The organism is Bradyrhizobium sp. HKCCYLRH3061, assembly GCF_051168015.1.
GTDB lineage: Bacteria > Pseudomonadota > Alphaproteobacteria > Rhizobiales > Xanthobacteraceae > Bradyrhizobium.
In genome coordinates this window covers 1-5,893 of record NZ_JBNPUE010000039.1, presented here as the reverse complement: position 1 = coordinate 5,893, position 5,893 = coordinate 1, and the positions used below count along the sequence as shown (strand labels likewise).

At 65.0% G+C, this 5,893-nt stretch carries 7 protein-coding genes; 5 read left to right on the top strand and 2 right to left on the bottom strand.

Features of this window, described 5'->3' with window-relative positions:
* Positions 1-213: 213 nt before the first annotated feature.
* Positions 214-669: a DUF3775 domain-containing protein gene (locus tag ACQR2C_RS32560; RefSeq protein ID WP_315805511.1), complete on the bottom strand. Its 456-nt coding sequence runs from the start codon at positions 667-669 to the stop codon at positions 214-216.
* Positions 670-785: 116 nt separating this feature from the next.
* Between ACQR2C_RS32560 and ACQR2C_RS32555 the strand changes: the two genes are divergently transcribed.
* From ACQR2C_RS32555 to ACQR2C_RS32540, 4 genes are all read left to right on the top strand, one after another.
* Positions 786-1,649, top strand: a complete 864-nt coding sequence (locus tag ACQR2C_RS32555; RefSeq protein ID WP_316183595.1) for an MBL fold metallo-hydrolase — start codon at positions 786-788, stop codon at positions 1,647-1,649.
* A 77-nt stretch (positions 1,650-1,726) separates the two neighbouring features.
* Positions 1,727-2,569: a fumarylacetoacetate hydrolase family protein gene (locus ACQR2C_RS32550; RefSeq protein ID WP_434882963.1), complete on the top strand. Its 843-nt coding sequence runs from the start codon at positions 1,727-1,729 to the stop codon at positions 2,567-2,569.
* 129 nt (positions 2,570-2,698) lie between these two features.
* Positions 2,699-3,313 (top strand): glutathione S-transferase family protein, encoded by a 615-nt coding sequence (locus ACQR2C_RS32545; protein WP_434882962.1) that lies wholly within the window; start codon positions 2,699-2,701, stop codon positions 3,311-3,313.
* Positions 3,314-3,331: 18 nt separating this feature from the next.
* Positions 3,332-4,198, top strand: coding sequence for an MBL fold metallo-hydrolase (locus ACQR2C_RS32540; RefSeq protein WP_434882961.1), 867 nt, complete (start codon positions 3,332-3,334; stop codon positions 4,196-4,198).
* Between the two features lie 31 nt (positions 4,199-4,229).
* On the opposite strand, the gene ACQR2C_RS32535 is transcribed toward ACQR2C_RS32540, so the two are convergent.
* Positions 4,230-4,772: a methylated-DNA--[protein]-cysteine S-methyltransferase gene (locus ACQR2C_RS32535; RefSeq protein WP_434882960.1), complete on the bottom strand. Its 543-nt coding sequence runs from the start codon at positions 4,770-4,772 to the stop codon at positions 4,230-4,232.
* A gap of 209 nt (positions 4,773-4,981) precedes the next feature.
* Here ACQR2C_RS32535 and ACQR2C_RS32530 point away from each other — a divergent pair, with 209 nt between their 5' ends.
* Positions 4,982-5,782, top strand: a complete 801-nt coding sequence (locus ACQR2C_RS32530; RefSeq protein ID WP_316183598.1) for a phytanoyl-CoA dioxygenase family protein — start codon at positions 4,982-4,984, stop codon at positions 5,780-5,782.
* The last annotated feature ends 111 nt before the right edge of the window (positions 5,783-5,893 follow it).

The following is a 5,893-nucleotide window of genomic DNA, read 5'->3' as shown; positions in this document are numbered from 1 at the left end:
TTCAACGCCATCTCCAAGAGCCGCCAAGAAAACGAGAATACCAAGCGCTAATTTGGTAAGTTAGCGCCAATGGCGGCTGCCCCTCACCCCACCCCTCTCCCCGTGAAGAACGGGGAGAGGGAGCGCACCGGCGTCGCGGAGAGCGCTCGACTCTTAGCTGGAAAGCCTGCGGTCACTATTGCGTAGTAGTTACCTGCCCTGATCTGCAAAGACCTACCGCTTCGTGATCTCGTCCTCGTCGCGCTGGCTCGGGCTCGACGAATCCGCCGTGGTGCGGCCTTCGGTCCAGTCGATGCCGAACGCATCGAGGCCCTCGGCCAGCAGGTCGCCGAGCATCGGCTCGCCCAGCAGATAGCGCGCGGTGTGGCGGTCGCGCTGGCCGGCGGCCTCGCGGCGCAGCTCGTCCCACTCGTCGATATCGCCGTCGCCGCGACCGAGCCGCATCAAGGCGACGAGATCGGTCTGCTCATCCTCGGTCATCGCGTTGATGAAGCCGGTGATCTCGCGCACCACGGGATCATCGCCGCTGTCCTGGAGCACGTCGACCATGTCGTCATCGGCGGCATTCGAGCCGGAATCCTCATCGGTCGCCTGCTCCTTGACGTCGAACTCGCGCGCCTTTTCGATCAGGAAGGCAACCTTCTCGGGCGATATCGTCAGCTCTGGCATGGCGTTCTCCTCATGGACGGACTGCAGCAACGCCTGTTCCGGGCAGTTGATCCATTGCGCCGGAACAAGCCGCGCGGCATCGTTACCGGCATCAAGAATAAGACGAGGAAGCGCGCATGTCTTGGACGATCGGCCGGGTCAGGATCACCAAATTCGTCGAGCTGGAGACCGTCGGCGGCACCCGCTTCATCCTGCCGCAGGCAACACCCGAGACGATCCGCGAGCTGTCCTGGCTCACGCCCGATTTTGCGACCGATGAAGGTCGGCTGAAGATGTCGATCCACACCCTGGTGCTGGAAACACCGACGATGCGGATCGTGGTCGACACCGGGCTCGGCAACGACAAGCAGGGCCGCAGCGTGCCAATCTGGAACAACCGGACCATGCCCTTCCTCGAGACGATAAGCGCGGCCGGCTTTCCGCCTGAGAGCATCGACATGGTGATCTGCACGCATCTCCACGTCGACCACGTCGGCTGGAATACGAAGCTGGTCGACGGCCGCTGGGGGCCGACCTTTCCCAATGCGCGCTATGTCTTCGGCCGCGCGGAATACGAGCATTGGCGCGATCACAGCGAGGCCGCCGACGAGACCGCGACCTTCGCCGATTCCGTCCAGCCGATCGTCGCGGCCGGACGCGCGGAGCTCGTCGGAAGCGAGGATGTGATCACCGACGAAATCACGCTGATCCCGACGCCGGGGCACAGCCCGGGTCATGTCAGCCTGCACATCCGCTCGGAGGGAGCGGAGGCCGTGCTGACCGGGGACGTCGCCCACCATCCCTGCCAGATGGCGCATCTCGATTGGAGTTCGACGGTCGATTCCGATCCGGCGCAGGCGGCCGCCACGCGCCGGGCGCTGTTCTCGCGCTTCGCCGACACTGAGGCGCTGGTGATCGGCGGCCATTTCGATGCCGGCCATATCCGGCGCAACGGCGCCACCTTCCGCTTCCAGGCAGTGCCGGGCCGCGGCAGCGCATAGCCCGCGAGGTTGAATTTCGCCCCGCCATGCTCCATGACAGGGCTCTGGAATACCAAGGAATTGAGGGAGAGAAACCAATGAAGCTTGTTCGCTACGGCGAGAAGGGCGCGGAAAAGCCGGGCCTGATCGATGCATCCGGCCAGCTGCGCGACCTGTCCGCGCATGTGAAGGACCTCGACGGTGCGGCCTATGCGCCGGAGTCCCTGAAGAAGCTCGCCGCGCTCGATCCGGCCTCCCTGCCCGCCGTCGCCGGCAAGCCGCGGCTCGGCGCCCCCGTGACCGGCATCTCGAAATTCGTCGCGATCGGCCTCAACTACTCCGACCACGCCAAGGAGACCGGCAACCCGATCCCGGCCGAGCCGATCTTCTTCCTGAAGGCCAACACCGCGCTGTGCGGTCCCTATGACCAGGTCGAGAAGCCGCGCGGCTCCACCAAGCTCGACTGGGAGGTCGAGATCGCCGCGATCATCGGCACCCGCGCCAAATACGTCTCGGAGGCCGAGGCGCTCAACCACGTCGCCGGCTACGCCGTCTGCAACGACGTCTCCGAGCGCAACTTCCAGATCGAGCGCCTGGGCCAGTGGACCAAGGGCAAGTCGCACGACACGTTCGGTCCGGTCGGCCCGTGGCTCGTCACCAAGGACGAGATTCCGGACGTGCAGAACCTGTCGATGTGGCTCGACGTCAACGGCCAGCGCCGCCAGACCGGCACCACCGCGACGATGATCTTCTCGATGGCCAAGTGCATCTCCTACGTCTCGCAGTTCATGACGCTGCTGCCCGGCGACATCGTCACCACCGGCACGCCTCCCGGCGTCGGCATGGGAATGAAGCCGCCGACCTTCCTCAACGTCGGCGACGTCGTCACGCTCGGCATCGAGCGCCTCGGCGAGCAGCGCCAGGAGATCATCGAGGCGTAACGTCACCTCACCGTCATTGCGAGCGAAGCGAAGCAATCCAGGGCGTCACGCGCGGCTCTGGATTGCTTCGTCGCTTCGCTCCTCGCAATGACGGATAACAATCCGCATCGAGCCAACAGGAAGACGCCGATGAAACTCACCTTTTCGCCCGCCTCGCCGTTCGCCCGCAAGGTGCGCATCGCCGCCATCGAGCTCGGACTGATCGATCAAATCGAGTTCGTGCCTGCGGCCGTGGTGCCGGGTCAGGCCAATGAGGAATATTCGAAGATCACGCCGCTGAAGAAGCTGCCGGTGCTGATCCTCGACAATGGCGACGTCATCCTGGATTCCTACGTGATCGTCGAATATCTCGACGAGCTCGCCGGCGGCAACAAGCTGATCCCCGCCTCCGGCCCGTCGCGCTGGAAGGTCAAGAGCGAGCATTCGATGCTGCAGGGCATGCTCGATTCCATGCTGCTGTGCCGCTACGAGGCGTTGGTGCGCCCGGAGGGTCTGCGCTGGCGGGCCTGGTCCGACGACCACTGGAACAGAGCCTGGATGGGCATGGCGCGCTTCAATGCGCAGAGCGACCTGATGACGCGCCCGTTCGACGTCGCCGCGATCGGCCTCGTCTGCGTGCTCGGCTATGCCGATTTCCGCTTCGCCGATTGCGGCTGGCGCAAGGCATTTCCGGCGCTCGACGCCTTTCATCAGAAGATGCTGGAGCGCGAGTCGGTGAAGATCTCGGTGCCGCCCGCGGGCTAACAAGTCGAGGGCATAGCCGTGACGCTGACGTTTTCAGTCGCCGATCTTACGATCAATCGCATCATCGAGCAGGAAACCACGTTCCTTCCGGCGCGCGAGATGTTTCCGGAGCTGCCGCCGGAAGTCCTGGACGCCGATCGCGACATGCTGCGCACGGCCAATGCGCTCGACGCGCAGGATATGCTGATCCTGTGCTTCCAATCCTACGTGGTGAAGACGCCGCATCACACCATCCTGATCGACAGTTGCATCGGCAACGACAAGCCGCGGGCACGGCCGGCCTGGAACATGAAGAGCGACGACGGCTATATGCGGGCGCTCGCGGCCGCGGGCCTGTCGGTTGACGACATCGACATCGTGATGTGCACGCATCTGCACACCGATCATGTCGGCTGGAATACGCGGCTCGACAATGGTCGCTGGGTGCCGACCTTCCCCAAGGCGCGCTATGTGTTCGCGCAGCACGAATATGACTACTGGGTCGCGCAGCACGCCAAGGCCGAGGTGCCTCCGTTCGCCGACAGCGTGCTCCCGGTGATCGAGGCCCAGCGCGCCGACATCGTCAGCGACACGTTCGCGATCGGCGATCATGTCCGCCTGCTGCCGACGCCGGGTCATACGCCGGGCCATGTCGCGGTCGCCGTGGGCAAAGGTCGGGACGAGGCGGTGTTTTCAGGCGACCTCATCCACTCGCCGTTGCAGCTCTGCTATCCGGAGCTGTCACCCAGGTTCGACGTCGACCCGAAGCAGGCGGCGGTGACGCGGCGCTCGTTCCTGGAGCGCTATTGCGACACGGCGACCTTGTGCTGCACCGCGCATTTCCCGTCGCCCTCGGTCGGCCGCATGACCCGCAAGGGCAACGGCTTCGCCTGCGAGGCGGTCTGAGTCACGGGCGCGGCGCCGGTCACCGCGCCCGTCAATCGAACAGGCTCGGCGTATAGTTCACGGCGGCGCCTTCGATCGCCAGCATCTTCAGCTTGGTCTCCACACCGCCGTTGGCGGAGAAGCCGCCGGGCTTGTTGCCGGCCGCGAGCACGCGATGGCAGGGCACCACGATCGGGCACGGGTTGCGCCCCAGCGCCTGGCCGACCTCGCGTGACAGCTCGACTCCGCCGAGCTGCTTGGCGATATCGCCGTAGGTCAGGGTCCGGCCCGGCGGGATCCGGCGCGCGATCTCGTAGACGCCGCGCTGGAACGCGCTGACGCCGTCGAGATCGAGGTCGACATCGCTGAGATCATCCGGCTCTCCGGCAAGCAGCGCCGTGATCCGCGTGATGGTGCGCCGCACATGCGGCGGCGGCTCGGCCTCACCGATGCCGTCGTAACGCTGCTGCATCCGGATGCGGATCTGCGCGACGCCGCCCATCGGCAGTTGCACCGCATTGATGCCGCGCGCTCCCCATGCGATCGCACAAGGGCCGATCGCGGTTTCGAAAATCGCAAAGCTGTGCTCTGACATGACGGACTCCATCGCCGCTCTGCCCCGTATCATCTGCCAGTCAAATTAGGCTTGGAGAATGTTGCGATCCACCCGGATTCTGCCAATGTCGACAGCGGAAGCGCCGTGATGCCCATCGGCAGGCCGAAAGGATGGGAGCACGGCGCAGGGGCAGCCCGGCGCAAAGAGCGGGCGCCTCATCCGAGGAAACCAAGGCGAGGGAGAAGGCCATGAAGCTGACGCCGGAGCAGATTGCATTCTTCAATCGCGAGGGCTGGCTGTTCCTGCCCGAGCTGTTCAGCCCGGAGGAGACCGCGTTCCTCGCCCGCGAGGCGGAGGCGATCTATGCCGCCGACAGGCCCGAGGTCTGGCGCGAGAAGAGCGGCGCGCCGCGCACGGCGTTTGCCGCCCACCTCTACAACGACGCCTTCCGCGTGCTGGCCGCGCATCCGCGCATGATCGAGCCGATCGAGCAGATCTTCGGCGAGAAACTCTACATGCATCAGTTCAAGATCAACGCCAAATCGGCCTTCACCGGCGATGTCTGGCAATGGCACCAGGACTACGGCACCTGGAAGCGCGACGACGGCATGCCGGAGCCGCGCGCGATGAACATCGCGATCTTCCTCGACGAGGTGATGCCGATCAACGGCCCCTTGATGCTGGTGCCGCGCAGCCAGCATGCCGGCGATCTCGAGGCCTCGCATGATCTGGCGACCACGTCCTATCCGTTGTGGACCTTGGACGAGGCCACGGTGACGCGGCTGGTCGCGGAAGGCGGCATCGTCGCGCCAACCGGAAAGCCCGGCGGCATGCTGATGTTCCACGGCAATCTTGTGCACGGCTCCGCCGGCAACATCACGCCCTACCCGCGCAAGATCGTGTATCTCACGCTGAACGCCGTCTCGAACCACATCCGCACCCCGACGCGCCCGGAGTACATCGCGCATCGCGACTTCACGCCGATCGAAACCCTGCCGGATGATGTGTTGCTGCAACTCGCGCGAGCGCATCGCGAGGCGGCGGAGTAAGCCATATCGCCATCACGAAAGCAGGTCGTCATGTCCGGGCTTGACCCACGGCTGTCCGGTTCAGCTTCCGCATATTGCGAGGCTCAACTGTTGTGGGTTTTTGGCAAGTTG